The organism is Candidatus Methanoperedens sp. (assembly GCA_012026795.1).
In the GTDB taxonomy this organism is placed as follows: Archaea; Halobacteriota; Methanosarcinia; order Methanosarcinales; family Methanoperedenaceae; genus Methanoperedens.
Genome location: VEPM01000002.1, coordinates 16,923 through 31,152, shown reverse-complemented (window position 1 = coordinate 31,152; position 14,230 = coordinate 16,923). Strand labels below are relative to the sequence as shown.

The 14,230-nt window shown below is 42.0% G+C and carries 13 protein-coding genes and 1 pseudogene; 7 read left to right on the top strand and 7 right to left on the bottom strand.

What is annotated here, in order from left to right:
• Window positions 1-104: 104 nt before the first annotated feature.
• The 3 genes from FIB07_01530 (at window position 105) to FIB07_01520 (ending at window position 4,015) form a co-directional block, all read left to right on the top strand.
• Window positions 105-1,154, top strand: coding sequence for a M42 family metallopeptidase (locus tag FIB07_01530; GenBank protein ID NJD51528.1), 1,050 nt, complete (start codon window positions 105-107; stop codon window positions 1,152-1,154).
• A 100-nt stretch (window positions 1,155-1,254) separates the two neighbouring features.
• Entirely contained in the window at window positions 1,255-2,298 is a 1,044-nt protein-coding gene (locus FIB07_01525) for a hypothetical protein (protein NJD51527.1), read from the top strand.
• 43 nt (window positions 2,299-2,341) lie between these two features.
• Window positions 2,342-4,015 carry an FAD-dependent oxidoreductase gene (locus tag FIB07_01520; GenBank protein ID NJD51526.1) on the top strand — a complete coding sequence of 558 codons (1,674 nt, stop codon included), beginning with the start codon at window positions 2,342-2,344 and terminating at the stop codon, window positions 4,013-4,015.
• 29 nt (window positions 4,016-4,044) lie between these two features.
• On the opposite strand, the gene FIB07_01515 is transcribed toward FIB07_01520, so the two are convergent.
• Entirely contained in the window at window positions 4,045-4,503 is a 459-nt protein-coding gene (locus FIB07_01515; protein ID NJD51525.1) for an NUDIX hydrolase, read from the bottom strand.
• A 58-nt stretch (window positions 4,504-4,561) separates the two neighbouring features.
• Between FIB07_01515 and FIB07_01510 the strand changes: the two genes are divergently transcribed.
• Window positions 4,562-5,044 (top strand): hypothetical protein, encoded by a 483-nt coding sequence (locus FIB07_01510; GenBank protein ID NJD51524.1) that lies wholly within the window; start codon window positions 4,562-4,564, stop codon window positions 5,042-5,044.
• A 20-nt stretch (window positions 5,045-5,064) separates the two neighbouring features.
• Here FIB07_01510 and FIB07_01505 read toward each other — a convergent pair whose 3' ends face one another.
• The 6 genes from FIB07_01505 to FIB07_01480 all read right to left on the bottom strand — a co-directional run bounded on the left by FIB07_01505 (window position 5,065) and on the right by FIB07_01480 (window position 11,069).
• Complete coding sequence (locus FIB07_01505) at window positions 5,065-5,886, bottom strand: hypothetical protein (GenBank protein ID NJD51523.1); 822 nt, start codon at window positions 5,884-5,886, stop codon at window positions 5,065-5,067.
• Window positions 5,887-6,819 carry a radical SAM protein gene (locus tag FIB07_01500; protein NJD51522.1) on the bottom strand — a complete coding sequence of 311 codons (933 nt, stop codon included), beginning with the start codon at window positions 6,817-6,819 and terminating at the stop codon, window positions 5,887-5,889.
• A 66-nt stretch (window positions 6,820-6,885) separates the two neighbouring features.
• A complete protein-coding gene (locus FIB07_01495; GenBank protein ID NJD51521.1) occupies window positions 6,886-7,806 on the bottom strand; it encodes a hypothetical protein in 921 nt (306 codons plus the stop codon).
• Between the two features lie 82 nt (window positions 7,807-7,888).
• On the bottom strand, window positions 7,889-8,233 hold the full coding sequence (locus FIB07_01490; GenBank protein ID NJD51520.1) for a Smr/MutS family protein: 345 nt from the start codon (window positions 8,231-8,233) through the stop codon (window positions 7,889-7,891).
• A 2-nt stretch (window positions 8,234-8,235) separates the two neighbouring features.
• The gene (locus tag FIB07_01485; protein NJD51519.1) at window positions 8,236-10,146 is read right to left on the bottom strand and encodes a hypothetical protein; all 1,911 of its coding nucleotides are present in this window, start codon (window positions 10,144-10,146) and stop codon (window positions 8,236-8,238) included.
• Entirely contained in the window at window positions 10,137-11,069 is a 933-nt protein-coding gene (locus FIB07_01480; GenBank protein NJD51518.1) for an ABC transporter ATP-binding protein, read from the bottom strand. The genes FIB07_01485 and FIB07_01480 overlap by 10 nt, the downstream gene beginning before the upstream one ends.
• Before the next feature lie 121 nt (window positions 11,070-11,190).
• Between FIB07_01480 and FIB07_01475 the strand changes: the two genes are divergently transcribed.
• The 3 genes and pseudogenes from FIB07_01475 (at window position 11,191) to FIB07_01465 (ending at window position 14,228) form a co-directional block, all read left to right on the top strand.
• Entirely contained in the window at window positions 11,191-12,618 is a 1,428-nt protein-coding gene (locus tag FIB07_01475) for a radical SAM protein (GenBank protein ID NJD51517.1), read from the top strand.
• Window positions 12,619-12,814: 196 nt separating this feature from the next.
• Window positions 12,815-12,943, top strand: a pseudogene (locus FIB07_01470) (ATP-binding protein).
• A 562-nt stretch (window positions 12,944-13,505) separates the two neighbouring features.
• Complete coding sequence (locus FIB07_01465) at window positions 13,506-14,228, top strand: terpene cyclase/mutase family protein (protein ID NJD51516.1); 723 nt, start codon at window positions 13,506-13,508, stop codon at window positions 14,226-14,228.
• The last annotated feature ends 2 nt before the right edge of the window (window positions 14,229-14,230 follow it).

Sequence of the window (14,230 nt, the reverse complement as noted above, 5' to 3'; positions counted from 1 at the left end):
ATGATTTTCCCTGTCCCTCCAGTAATGTAGAATCCGGAAATGATAATGCTTTCTTGTAAAACAATAGTTTGATACCCACACCAGAGAATCATAAAATGACAATTATGGATAAAATAAAAGATCTTCTGGAACGGTTATCGAACGCTCACGGGGTTTCGGGATATGAAAAAAATGTCCGGAATATCATCGAAGAGGAGATACGGCCTTTTGTAGATGAGATCAGGACCGATAAAATGGGAAATCTTGTGGCCACGAAAAACGGCAGATCTCCCGGATTGATGCTTGCCGCTCATATGGATGAGATCGGGCTTATGGTAAAATATATCGATGAAAAAGGTTTTATTTATTTTACAACAACTGGCGGCTGGTTTGACCAGACCCTCCTGAACCAGAGGATGATATTGCATACAGTGAATGGTCCTATCTATGGCGTCATAGGTTCAAAACCTCCCCATGCCATGAAAGAGGAAGAAACAAAAAAACCGGTTAAAGCCGAAAATATGTTCATAGATGTGGGGACAACAAGCAAAGAAGATACTGAGAAACATGGCATCTTCCCGGGAACACCCATCACATCGGATACCGAATTCAGGTCACTATGTAATGATTTTGTCACAGGTAAGGCCCTTGATGACCGTGGAGGCTGCGCCGTACTGATCGAGGCTCTGAAGCGGGTTAAGGATGTAAAGGCCACCATACATGCTGTTTTTACTGTACAGGAAGAAGTCGGCCTCAAGGGAGGCCGTACTTCTGCTTTCGGGCTTGACCCCGATGTCGCGCTCGTATCAGAAGTCACATTTACCGGAGACCATCCGGGGATTGAGAAAAAAGATTCAGCGCTTGAAATCGGTAAAGGGCCTGCTATTACGGTAAGTGACGCCGAAGGACGCGGAATAATCGTACCCGAACCTGTACTGAAGTGGTTGCAAGGTGCAGCACGATCGGGGAATATTCCATACCAGTTAAAGGTGGGTTCAGGCGGACAAACTGATGCTTCTGTCATACACCTTACCAGGAAAGGAATACCAACAGGCGTGATCAGCACACCATCAAGATATATCCATACCCCTGTAAATGTATTGAGCATGAATGATCTTGAAAACAGTGTAAAACTTATAATACGGGCGGTGGAGACGGTGGATCAGTTTTTTTAATTTTTTTTATCACTCCCCAAAGAAATCGCATACGAAATCTTTATCAATTTTAAAGTTTGAATGTTTGGCAGGAGCATGGAACATATCCGGAAAAAAGAAAATGACTGATGAGAAAGTTACAGCTTACATAAAAAAATGCCTTGATGCAGGAAGGATGGCAGAAGCAATAGATACCGCCAGAGTCACAGACATGCAGCTTTCAAAGGAAGAACTGAATGGATATATCAGGAAATATCTTGAGAATGGATGGATGCAAAAAGCAATTGACGGGGCAAAGGCAGCAGGCATAGAGCTTCCTAAAGATGTACTTTCAGAATATGTGAATAAATATCTTGAAAAAGAAAAAATTTATTCGGCAGTGGATGCTTCAAGAATAATCGGAACGCCACTTCCCAAAGAGAAGATCGCTGTTATCGCAAAAGAGTGCCTGCGCAAAGGGAAGATCACATCTGCTCTTGAAGCGTATAAGATCATTAAAGAAAAGCCGCCCGAAGAGGAGCTTATTATTTGCGGCAACATATGTTTCAAAGACGGGAGGCTTTCGGATGGACTGGAGGCGTACAAGTTAGCTAATAAGACCCCGCCTGAAGATGAACTGGTTATCTGCGGTGATGTGTGTTTCAATACAGGACAGGTAACACCTGGTCTTGATGCTTACAAACTGGCAGATAAAACTCCAACAAAAGAAATACTTCGTATATGCGGTGAAGCATGTCTTCTTGAAAAACGCACAGATGACGCAAGAAAAGCTTTTGTGGCAGCACAGAAAGTAGAAGGTACGAAAAACCCGGGGACCATTGAGGTCAGGGAAATCTCCCCTGAGGAACTGAAAAAATTGAAAATTGATATACCAGGCAAAGGTTTTGGGCAGAAGGTATGCCAGGATTGTGGAAACAGGACTGACATGAAGGAAAGATATTTTGAAGTTTCAAGATGCCCCGAAACGAAAGAAGATGAAGAAGAGCTTGATAAAATCATGAAAATACAATATGGAACTGGGAATTTTTACGTTGAGCTTGATGCTCTGGGGAACGGAAGATGCTTAATTAACTCAAGCGTATGCGGAAATTGCGGGTCGAAGAATGTTGTGCTGGCTTCGGGGGATGAAGCAGGGTACATGGAGATAGAAGCCGGAAAAAAGTAGAAAAACAATATTTATTTCCCTGTGCATATACCATTGTATAACTATGTTCAATCATGATATTATCATAGTTGGGGGCGGACTTTCCGGATTACGCGCTGCCTTATCTGTAAGATCAGCCGATGTAGCCGTCATATCAAAAGTCCATCCCCTGCGTTCGCATTCCATTGCTGCGCAGGGTGGAATAAACGCTGTGCTTGCAACTAATGACAGATGGGAAGATCATGCCTTTGATACCATTAAAGGTAGTGATTATCTTGCTGACCAGGATGCTGTAGAGGTACTTTGCCAGGATGCACCGGCCCGTGTCATTGAGATGGAACACTGGGGAACGCTTTTTTCAAGAACAGACGACGGCAGGATCGCCCAGCGTCCCTTCGGAGGTGCAGGATTTCCAAGGACTGCGTATGCAGAAGACAGGACAGGCCACCACTTACTGCATACCATGTATGAACAGGCGCTAAAGAATGGTATCAAGTTCTATAATGAATGGCTCATAACCCGCCTCGTAGTTGATAAAGGGAGATGCTGCGGCGTCACAGGATATAATATTCCTGACGGGATCGTTGAAGGTTTTAAGGCAAAGGCTGTGATCTTTGCAACAGGAGGTTATGGGAGGATATACAAACATTCCACAAATTCAGTAATTAACACAGGATCTGGCTGTGCCGTAGCATATCGGGCAGGAGTACCGCTTGAAGATATGGAGTTCGTACAGTTCCATCCTACAACCCTTTTCGGAACCAATATCCTCATAACGGAAGGAGCGCGCGGTGAAGGGGGCTTTCTTGTGAACAGGAATGGAGAGCGCTTCATGAAGCGATATTCACCTCACCAGCTTGATCTTGCGCCAAGGGATATCGTTGCGCGTGCAATCCAGACAGAGATTAACGAAGGCCGGGGATTTGAGGGTGGATATGTCCATCTTGATCTTACACACCTTGGGGAAGAGAAAATAAATGAGCGCCTGCCAGGGATCAGGCAGATAGCAATTGACTTTGCTAATATCGACCCTGTCAAAAAACCAATTCCGATAAGGCCAGGGCAGCATTATTCCATGGGAGGCATTGCCTCAAATAAGGAATGTGAAACATCGATATCCGGGTTCTATGTGTGCGGGGAATGTTCCTGCATCAGTGTACACGGGGCGAACAGGCTTGGGGGAAATTCGCTTCTTGAGACTATTGTTTTCGGCAAAATTGCAGGAGAAAATGCGGAAAAATATGTAAATTCGAACAGGGAGGGGGAAAAAGAATTGATCGACAGGGCCACAGAGGATGAAAAGAAAAAGATATCAGGATTATTAGAGCGTAAAGCTGGTGAAGAATTTTACAGGATACGAGATGAACTTAAAACCATCCTTGATGAAAAATCAGGAATATTCCGGACAGAGTTTGATCTGGCAATCGCACTTGATATGATAAGGGAACTCAGAATGCGTTACAAGAATGTGTATGTCCGGAATAAAGACACGATTTTTAACCAGGAACTTGTAAATGTGATCGAGCTTGAGGGAATGCTGGATGTTGCTGAAGCTATATGTTCCGGGGCAAAGGTGCGCAAAGAAAGCCGCGGGTCTCATTTTCGCCTGGATTATCCTATAAGGGATGATGCCAATTGGCTGAAACACACGCTTGTTACATTCACGCCAGGTGGTGCGCAAATTAATTATAAACCAGTAAATATCAAGATGTTCCAGCCAAAACCAAGGGAATATTAGGGCAGTAAATTAATATTCCGTGTACATATTTAGCTATTTTTCATCGCATCGTTAAAAATCTTTTTCTGATACGGGATCATATTTTCTGGTGCCTTTATGAAATACTTCAGTTCAGTATTGTCCTGATTTGGCGCAATATTTCCGCCCTGAATCCCCACAATATGTGCAAGCGCTATCATATGCCCGCGCGGATCTTCATTTATGTATTCATATATCCCGAGTAATCTCACGATCCCGACATCAACTCCGATCTCACGTTTTGCAACCCGTTTTACTGAGTCTGATATTTTCTCATTGTAATGCACAAATCCGCCCGTCAGGTGCCACATTCCGCGAAATGGCTCTGTATTGCGTTTCCCAAGTAGTATGCCATTCTCGTTTTTTACAATGACCTCGACAACAGTAGTTGTTACCATTTTTAGAACCCTGTCAAACTCTTTTTTTGGGAGGTTAGGGATTGACTTGATTTCTTTTTCCATATCCTTCATTCTACATCTTTCACCTTTGAAGATACATATAAATACCCATCCTTACCAGCTTGCTATCATGAATGATTACTGGGGTATTCCTGAAAAAGAATATGAAATATCCATCCTGCAATTCGCAAAACAACAATTATCCGATGGTGGTTATCGTGTGCTTAGCGAAAAGGTGGAAGTATGCAGCGGCGCAGGTGCCCTCACCTTAACTGCAATAATAAAAACAAACAACGGACTTGTTGGATTATACATTCATGATGGTCCAAGGCAGCGAAAAAAAAGAGGAGCGCCAATTCTCAGGGTGCTCGGATTATTACAGGGAATGAAAAAAGTTGAAGATCTCAGGAAATTTGTAATAACACACCAGGATGATTTTCATCTAATGCTGGCACCTGAAAATACGGATTTAAAAGATAAAGCAGAAAAAGACCTTCTTCAAATCTACTCTATTTTATATGATTCAATAATCAGGGATCTTTATGAAACCGATATAAGCAGTGCAGCAGATGTATTGAGAGTGAGGCTTCGAAAAGAAAATCAGGGATATTGAGTTTCATGAGAATGAAGTAATTAACCAATATCAAGTAAGATCTTGATTTTATCGCCCTTAGATAGCGGTTTATCACCATATTTTTCCGGGATCAGCTTTATCCGGGGTTCATTGAAAGATAAAGAAAAGGCAATCCCCGAACATTTCACCGATTTATTTTCTTTTGTTATTTGAAGAAGAGAACATTCCGGACGGAAAAATCCTTCTGGTTTGAGAATACCAAAGAAATGGTCTTCCCCATTTGAACTGATATAGCCATCAACAAATCCTCCATCAATTGCGAATCCTCCAATTATCCCGCAGGTCCGGAATGGGGCATAAAGGAGAGAATAATTCTTATTTACCATTTTAACAACACACTCAAATTCCATTTTTTTCCCATAAGGAAGGCGTTTCCATGCAATATCCGGTGAAAGTTCATGATCATTCGATGCGCGCAAATAATTACATGGGTCCCTGACCTCGACATGCATAACAGGGTCATTCCAGAAAATAAAATACCCATTTTTGATAAATGTCCCTATGCGTTCTCCAATTGATATTTCCTCGCCGATTGAAATATCAGGTTCTATATGGATTATTTTAACCACATATTTTCCCTGTTGTATTGCTATAAGATATTCCTTAGAATCCCTGCCTTTAAAAGGTGTAGGTGTATCAAAACTCCGGATATCGATTACCGTTCCACCAACCGGGGAAATAGCCTCGCCCCCGAAATATCCATAATAAATATCAACCGCACTGTTTGTTTTATGGGCTGCATAAGGGCTTTTCAAGAAGGAAAATCTTGAATTATCGGGTGCATGGATATCTACCCCATCATGCCCTGCAATCTTTTTCATTCAAACTCCATAAGAACAGCACATTTTTGGTATCTCAATAATGTCCAGACCAATATCCTGCCCTGTCCTGTAGGCGCTTCTTGATGGAACAGCCATCCTGTCAATCCCGCCCAGGATCGCGTACTTATCAAGCATTGAACGGTATCGTCCCCCGGGGCGCACGCAGCTCAAAGACAGGGGCACATCAAACATTTCCCGCGCTTTTGATATTACCTTTACAACATCCTCAATCCGAGGAGGCTCTGCTCCTTCTGATGCTGTCCCTTTTGTGGGTATGAATATAACAATTACGACCGCTTCAGGATCGAATTTCCTGGCTATCTCAAGTGCTCTTATTTCCCCTTTTAATTTACCGTTATGCAGCCCTACAATGATATGCGGCGCAAGCCTGATCCCGAAAGACGAAAGGTGCGATAATGTATTTTCATAATCCTGTATCGTTGCAGAAAGGCCGAGGATATCATGTATGGTCTCATCATTCCCGATAACATCAACAAGTGCCATGTCAAGATATTTTGAAAGAAGTTCTGCCTGTCCCCTGTTAATGATCCCGGTGTGGGCGCTAATTTTAAGATCTGTATCCTTTTTTATTTGTGCGATCTCATCAGCCTGCAAGTATGTAGGAACGCTTCCGTCAGGTAAACTTCCGCCGCTTAATAATATTCCATTAGCGCCAGCCAGGCGATATGCATACGATCGCAGTTTGCCATTTGAGCCATCAAGCATATGACCAAGATAATATGAATCGCAATGCTTGCATTTCAAAGAGCACCGGGTTCCGGTCAACGATATCGGTGTAAAAGGCTCCCTGAAAAAATGAAGATCGTTGCCAAATAATTCCATCCTTCTTGTGAAGGATACACGCATAGCATTTTTTGTTGCACTGTCGGTGTTAAGGGAATCGATCTGGGCGCAATATTTATCAAAAAGCATATCCTGTCTTATGGATTTACGATATAAAGAGATTATCTCATTTCAGGATTCAAAAAGGAGAAAAACCTATTTTTTCTCCTTTGCATATGCTACTAAAGCATCTTTTACCCCATACTTAAATGCCACGACTACGGCGACACCCCACGCAAGAGGTCCGAGGAATATATAGAAAATACTGGTTTTGATTAACATTGTGTCAAGTGCTAATACTATCAATACCAGGAATAAAAAGCCCCTCATCAAAGGAATAAATATTTCTGAACCTTCGACTTTCATTCCTTTCATTGTTGATTGCAAATAATCCATTACAATGTCGATGGACAAAAATCCGATTATCAATATCAGGACCCCTGTAAACAGATTCGGAATGTAATTTAATACATTTATCAAGAATTCAGTAAGGAATCTAAAACGCAATATCTCTACGGCGGCCAATATAAATATCAGATAACCGAACAATTTTACTAAGCCAGAAACGATTCCTGAGACAGATGTTCCACCTGCTTTCAGGGGTTCTCCCATAGAGCTCTTCATAATCTTATCATCTACACCCATAGCAACAAGGCTTTTGCGGATAATATCTGCAAGGAAATCAACAATTAGCAAGCCAATGATCAGTACTATCAAAGCCGTTATTATAAGAGGTATATATGAAATAACCTGGGTGACAAAATCTGTTATAATCTGTATTCTTAGTATATCCAGAATTATAGCAGCAAAAATTATATAAATAAACAGCTTGATAATTGACTCGAAGAATCCTACAGTGCTCATTCCTGCTTTTCTTATTATTCCTCCCAGAGCTGTTTTATCAATAAGATTATCAAGTCCTATCTTGTCTAACACTTTAGCCCCGATTTTTCCGATAAATCTTCCCAAAATCCATCCAACAATTATTAGAACAATTATTGCTATCAGTGTTGGTATAAAGGCAATAAATTGATCTGCCAGTCTGTATAAACTATCTAGTATTTTAGAATCTACCATACAATTCACCCCGATAATACATTGGAGGCAATACTATTAAAAGTTTTTGTTTAGCTGTTTACTAAAATGGAAACACTTAAGTCTAATAATCCTCCATCGGCATCTCTTCCCACTCCCGCTCCACCGCCACCGGGTTCTTCCTGATTTCAAGTATCATGGATCCATCCCGGACCCTGGAACCATTCCTGCCTATCCATTTGTCAAGCTGCCCGCTTTTTAACATGGTACGCAATGCGAACTTTATACTTGCGCCCTCATCCTTGTTCGTAATATTTGCTGCCCCGTGTATCAATTTCACATGCCTGAACCCGTGCTCATAAGCCTCTTTGATCTTTTCGCGGGCTGCCATGAGCGCTGTCCTTGTTGAATATTTATGCAGGTCAACCTCAACACATTTCTTGAAGATATCTGCTTCGAACCATGCCATAATCAATCCATAATTTCCTTCCTTAACAGGATATATGCAAGTCCCAGTCCGGCAATGCCGTATAAAAGAAGCGGCAGGAGATATCCGGAGAGCGCGCTAAACCCTTCCTGGTATATCAATACCGAATCAAGAGCCCTTATACCCAGAGTGATAGGAAGGGAGCTTCCTATCTTGACCATCAATGCCGGCATGGTCTCGAATGGGAAAAAAACACCGCACAGGAAAAGCATGGGGATACTCAATACAAGGGATGATAACATGGCCGTATTTTCCGATTCTGCGAATGTTGCTACAGCCATACCGATACCTATGAAAGCTGCTGAATATACAAGGATAACAAGGAACAACAGCCCCATCTGGCCAGCCGGGATCAATATCCCGTAGAACATGAAAGCAACAACGACCAGGATGATCCCCTGGAACATGGCTATAAGAATAAGAGCCAGGGTCTTTGCGAAAATGAACTCCTCCAGGGATAATGGTGTCAAAAGTGTTCTTAGCAGGGTCTTTTTGGTCCTCTCCTGCACAATTGTGATTGAGGAGAGCAGGAATGAAATGAACATCAGGACGATGGATACGATAGCAGGAATCAGGAAATCAAGATAAGACATGTCTTTAAATACTGGCTCTCTTTCAAGTTTAATGGGCGCAGCAATAGCAGCAGGCGACTTTGTTCTTACATCGCCCAGGATACTTTTTGTCCTGCTGATCTCTGATACCAGGTTTGAAGTGCTATTTTCCATTTCTGTAGAAAGGTTGTTCATCTGGATAGAAACATCGGATGACTGATTCTTGACCTGATCCAGTATCACGATTGCAGTCTCGATATTTGAGATATTACCCTGGATATTTGAAATTTGAAAAATGTAATTGCTGATCAACGTCTGCATATTCTGCAACCTGATGTCGGTGCGTACCAGTTTTTCATGCAATTCATAGCTTTTCTGGGCAACATTTGCAAGGCCGTTATTAAGTGATCTTATCCGGTCGGTCTTTTCAAGTAAAAGCGCCCTTGAATCCTGGATCTGCCGGATGGTGCTTGAAATGGATATGCATTGTGGTGTTGAAGAAATGGCACATGTTGAATTATATGTTCCCTGCAGGTCGGCCTGGATCGCAAATAATGCGGCATCTGTAGAATCGATATTATCGACCACAAACTTCAGGTCGTCCCTCAATGTTGCCGAGTCATTATAGATAGAACTAACATTCTTATCAAGTTCTAAAATATCACTACGCGTTGTATTTAAATCCACAGCCGTCAGGGAGAGATCAATTCCCATCTGGTCAAGTGCGGTTTTCATCATACTAATGGATTGATTCATCCTGGTTACATTGATCTCATCCAGCCGGACAAGCACATTCTGTGTATCATTGTTCAGTCTGCTGATATTCCCGTTTATTGAAAAGACACCGTCTTTTAATGGGCCAAGTTCTGACTCCATCTCTCCCAGGTTTTCCCAGAGCGTGCTGATAAAACCAAGGGTGAGTTCGTAGGACATTTTTTCAGTAGTGGTAAGGAAAACCGTGGATATTACAGGCGCTATCTGGACGCGGGAATTATCAATATACAATTTCATAGACTGCGTCTGGTTTTCGGGAATGAATATTCCGGCGCTGTATTTTCCCTTACTTACCCCATCTTCGATAACAGACGGGTCATCAGTGTTTTCTTTAACGATTATGAACATTTTGCTGCGGTTTAATTCTTCGATTATGTCATTTCCGGATACCGACCCGCCCCCAACGCCAAGTTTTACTTCTTTCAGACCTTCACCGGAGGCTCCTGAAAAAACCGACCCGATCAATATCATAATAAGAATAGGAGCAAGAAATATCAAAAGTAAAGTCTTCCTGTGGCGGACATATACCAGAAAATCTTTCTTTATGACCGGAACAATGCTCAATGCCACTCTTCTCCTGAAGCAAGAATGAATACGTCTTCCAGGCTGGGCGTACTTGATTCGATACTTCGGATCGTTTCTCCCTTCGAATCAAAAATCTCAAAAATTGCCTGAAGTGGCTGCTCATCCGTAAAAGTTATTTTAAGCCCTTTTTCATTTACGCTGCACGAAGAAATATTTTCAATGGAGCCCAGGTTATGTTGTATGGCCTCATAATTCCCCGGTGAGCTTGTTATTAAAATAACCTTTTCACCTACCTTTTTTTTCAAGTCATCTTGTTTTCCTTCGATAACTATTTTTCCCCGGTTCATTATCAGTATCCGGTCGCACAATAAGTCCGCTTCTTCCATATAATGTGTCGTAAGAAGGATCGCCGTTCCTTCCCTGTTAACAACCCGGATAGTTTCCCAGAGGGCTTTTCTTGACACCGGGTCAAGCCCCACACTTGGTTCATCAAGGATCAGTACCGCTGGTTTATGAATGAGAGCACATGCGATATTTAGCCTTGTCTTCATTCCCCCGGACAGGTTATAGGCCCTTACATTGCTTTTTTCATCCAGCTTTAGCAACGTAAGTATTTTATGGCTCCTCTTTTTGATATCAATTACAGGTATCCGGTATAACGAACCGAAGAACATGAGGTTTTCACTCACAGTAAGCTCATCATAGAAACTGTTCTCCTGGGGAACAACTCCGATGATTGAAAGTACATCTTTTTTATCAGATACAACATCAAGTCCGGATATAAATGCATGACCCGATGATGGTCTTGATTGGCATGAAAGGATTTTGATCAATGTTGATTTTCCTGCACCGTTAGGTCCGAGAAGACCGAATATGATCCCTTTTTCAATGCCCAGTGTCACATTATCCAGTACTTTGAAATTCCCATAGCTTTTTGTTATAGAGCGAATTTCGATTATCGGTTCCATATCTGTATCGTATTTTTATTCTATGATTTATTATATACTATTTAGAACTTTTTTAACTTATATGAAATATAAACACTTATATTATGTTAATGCTTAAAGTATCAAACGCAAAGTGTGAAAAATGGAAAAGAACACTATAATTTTATTTAACCCGATGCCTGTGGAACATCCTGTTGCGATCCCCAATAAAATGACAACATCCCTGCAAGTCCCGCTTGTGAATGTTCCTCTATCGCTTCTTGCCCTTGGAAGAATGGTTCGTGATGAATATGACGTTAAAATAGTCAATGCAGTAGCAGATAATGATTATAAAAGAAATATCATCGATGCCGCCAAAAAAGCCCTGTGCCTGGGGGTTAGTAGCATGACCTGTTACCAGATCAGCGATGGTATCGATGTGTGCAAAGCTGTCAAGGAACTTTATCCGCAGCTTCCGGTCATCTGGGGAGGGTATCACCCATCAACAGAGCCAGTGCAAACCCTCAAAAATCCCTGTATTGATATTGTTATCAGGGGGCAGGGAGAGATTCCTTTTAAAGAAGCGGTTGAAAAACTTCGGAATAATGAATCCCTTAACGGGGTTAGAGGTGTCTCCTATAAAGAAGGTGGGAAAATAATTGAAAATCCGGGACAGGAATTCAAATCCCTTGATTCTTTCCCTCCCATACGATATGACATGATAGATGTAGAGCGACATGTCAAAGGGTATAAATTCGCTGATCGATGTATTGATTATTATTCAAGTATTGGCTGTGCGGCAGGATGTGATTTCTGCTCAGAGCCGCTATTTTGCGGCAGGCGCTGGTCAGGACTTACAGCAGGAACAGTTGTTTCGGAACTTGAGTATCTTGCAAAAACCTACAACATTGATACATTCATGATCCGGGACAGTGATTTTTTCATCAATGTGAAGCGGGTGAAAGAGATCTGCATGCTCCTGATAGAGAAAGACCCGGGGATTCGTCTCACGAGCGTCAATGGCAGGATGGAGAAGCTTTCGAGAATGGATGATGATGTATGGGGACTTTTGCGAAAAGCAGGAATCCATGAGATATTCATTGGCTTTGAGAGCGGGCTCCAGGAGGCGCTTGATGCTATGAATAAGGGAGCAAAGACTGACCAGATAAAAATGTGCGTTGATAAATGTATAGAAAATGATCTCGATATTCGCGGCTCATTCATGGTGGGAATTCCGGGGATGGATGCAAAAGAAGAGGTGACAAGGACATTTGAAGAGATACATACGATCATTTCTGCTTACGGGAAAATGGGAAAACTTAAACACATGGATATTTTGTTATCGTTCTTTACGCCATACCCGCACACCAAGCTGTATGAGGCCTCGGTTAAGAACGGATTAAAGCCCATGAACACTCTTGAAGAGTGGGGCGACTTTGACCAGTTTGATTTTAAGGCGCCATGGTTTTCACAGGAGTATTTTGATATTACCAGGGATTTCAGGGCAGGGATGCCAATGAATTCGGGGTGTGGCTTTGAGGAATGGTGCAGGTTTTATGAAGGGATGGTAAAGAGGCTGGAAAGAATTTGAGATAAAAGAATTAGTGGATATCATAAAGAAGCTGGTTGAAACGGGGAAATAATGGGCATAGATGTGCCTGATCATGTGATTATCGACGATGGCAGGCACTTCAACATGAAGGAAGCCAGGTATGTATAGCGCAGAAGGTCTGGCTCAAAATACTATGTATGCAGGAAAATTATACTAATCCAAATTAGTACTAATCATGATTAGTAAATTTATCGACCGCCATCAAGAGATGTCTTTACTGGAAGAAGAATGGAATAAACCGGGTGGAAGGCTGATAATACTATATGGAAGAAGGAGAATAGGTAAGACAAGTTTGCTCTTTGAAGATTTCCAGTCGAACTTATAAAAATTCTCATTGACATTCTCTTGCCTTTCGCAGTTCTTTCTCCAATCAGGGCTGATAAAGAGAGAATGCAATTAGTATCTGTTCTGAATATCCAAAGCCCATACTAATTATTTTATTATAATGTGGGGCTGGTGAGATTTGAACTCACGATCGACGGGTCTCTCCGAAAATGCCAGGTTTTTGGCAATTTAATCTTTGAGCAGCACGTTCAGTGCTCCAACGGTTCCTCATTGCTTACCGCGTCCGGTTCACTCGGTAGACCCGTTGCTCATCATTACACCCCGGAATTAATTCCGGGGTCTCTTGACCCCGGATTTCTCCGGTTTTCCGCTGGAGCCCGTCGCCATGCCGGACTAGGCCACAGCCCCTTGTGGGTCGCTAATAATTCCTCCGATTGTTATTAAAGGTATCTAATGGGATGAAATTTCAAACCATAAATTATTGAAAAACAGGCGGGCATAAGATATAAGATTTCATAGCATCAGTAAACATTTGTTTTGTCAATGAAATTAAACGTACTTAGAAGTTATGGAGTTTGAATATGGTTCATAGTGACCTGACCGATGCAGCTTCTCGCGGGCTGGAATGGCTAAAGGAACAACAACCTGAAACCATCAAGGACATATCCCGCTCCATCCAGGCATTAACATTATGGAATAAACCCGCATCCTCCTTAATCGAAAAATTGTTATCCCTCAAAAAAGATGGTTTCTGGGAAACGCAAACTCCTCTTACTGATACTGCAAGAGCATTCATTGCTCTATGCAAATGCGGGAAAGTACAACCCGGAATAATCACCTGGATACAGGAACAGCAGCTCGACGATAACTGGAACAACAGTGAAATTGATACAGCTTATGCTCTCATGGCATTAGGAGAATGCAGCATAAAAAATAAAAGCGGATGCAAATGGCTTGTTAGCAATTATGGGAAGAAATGGGAGCATCCCGGAACAACTTCTCTTATAATTACTGCACTTTCTATCCAGGACAAAGAAAAATACTGCGGTTTCATAAACGATCGTGCAAGCTGGCTGCTTTCAAAAAGAGAGGACGGGGGCTGGACTTATATCGCAACAAGCAACCTTGTTATCCAGGCTTTGATCGTTTCAGGAGTAGAGGATGAGGACATCGCGCCATCCATCAAATGGCTTCTTGGAAAACAGCAGGAAAACGGTAGCTGGAGAGATATAATTTCAACTACCCTGTCATTGATCACATTAAAAATGTACCTGGATAAACTTAATAGCATTTCAAAGAAATGAAG